This is a genomic window from Actinomycetota bacterium, assembly GCA_005774595.1.
GTDB lineage: Bacteria > Actinomycetota > Coriobacteriia > Anaerosomatales > D1FN1-002 > D1FN1-002.
In genome coordinates this window covers 1-1,009 of record VAUM01000520.1, presented here as the reverse complement: position 1 = coordinate 1,009, position 1,009 = coordinate 1, and the positions used below count along the sequence as shown (strand labels likewise).

The 1,009-nt window shown below is 70.9% G+C and carries 2 protein-coding genes; both read left to right on the top strand.

The window, feature by feature from the left end; genetic code table 11:
• The coding region (locus FDZ70_11400; GenBank protein TLM64561.1) for a serine dehydratase at nucleotides 1-114 on the top strand (114 nt) is incomplete at its 5' end.
• Nucleotides 115-300: 186 nt separating this feature from the next.
• Nucleotides 301-1,009 (top strand): ATPase (locus FDZ70_11395; GenBank protein TLM64560.1); only part of this gene is annotated, 709 nt, incomplete at its 3' end.

The window sequence follows — 1,009 nt, the reverse complement described above, 5'->3', positions numbered from 1 at the left end:
CACGTGGGCCGCTCGCTGCCGCCGTCGCTTCGCGAGACCGCGCTCGGCGGGCTCGCCGTCACCCCTACCGGCCGCTCGCTGGGCCAGCACGCCACCCGAGCCACGGGCCGATAGCCCGCGCGTTTGCCCTCACGCCGCCCCTGGGGTACCGTCACGACTGTCGAGGGGGAGTAGCGCCCCGCGCCAGCGGGGAGGCAGGCCGACATCCCCGGACGCGTTATCGTGTCCCGGTCCTGCCCGCAAGCAGCGAGACTCTCAACGCATGCCAGTGCCGTGCACGCTGCGCCAAGGGGGCCACTCGTGACCGACGACCGCTCACCCGCCTTCCACTCTCTGCCCGCCGAGAAGGTCGCCGAGCTTCTCAGTAGCGATCCTGCGCGGGGGCTGACTGCCGAGGAGGCCGCCGCTCGGCTCGCCGCCGACGGCCCCAACCGGCTCAAGGAGCAGGCGAAGACCCCGCCGTGGCGGATCTTCGTGTCGCAGTTCCAAGACTTCATGATCTACGTGCTCGTGGTCGCCGTGATCATCTCGGCGATCGAAGGTCAGGTGCCGGAGGCCATCGCCATCTTGGCGATCCTGCTGCTCAACGGCGTGCTCGGCTTCGTGCAGGAGTATCGCGCCGAGCAGTCGCTGGAAGCGCTGAAGGAGCTCTCGGCGCCCACGGCCACGGTGGTACGTGACGGCGTTGAGACCGAGGTCGCCGCCGAGACGCTCGTGTCGGGCGACATCGTGTTGCTTGAAGCAGGCGACCGCATCCCCGCTGACGCGCGGCTCCTCGAAGCGGCCGCCTTGCGTGTCGTGGAAAGCGCCCTCACCGGCGAGAGCGCACCCGTGCGCAAGGACTGCGTCGCGCTGGCCGACGAGCACGCCGCACTCGGCGATAGGCGCAACATGGTGTTCGCAGGCACGTCGGTCGCCGTGGGGCGCGGCCGCGCGGTCGTCACCAGCACCGGCCAATCCACCGAGATGGGGCGGATCGCGGAGCTGCTCGCCGAGACCGCCGAGGGAG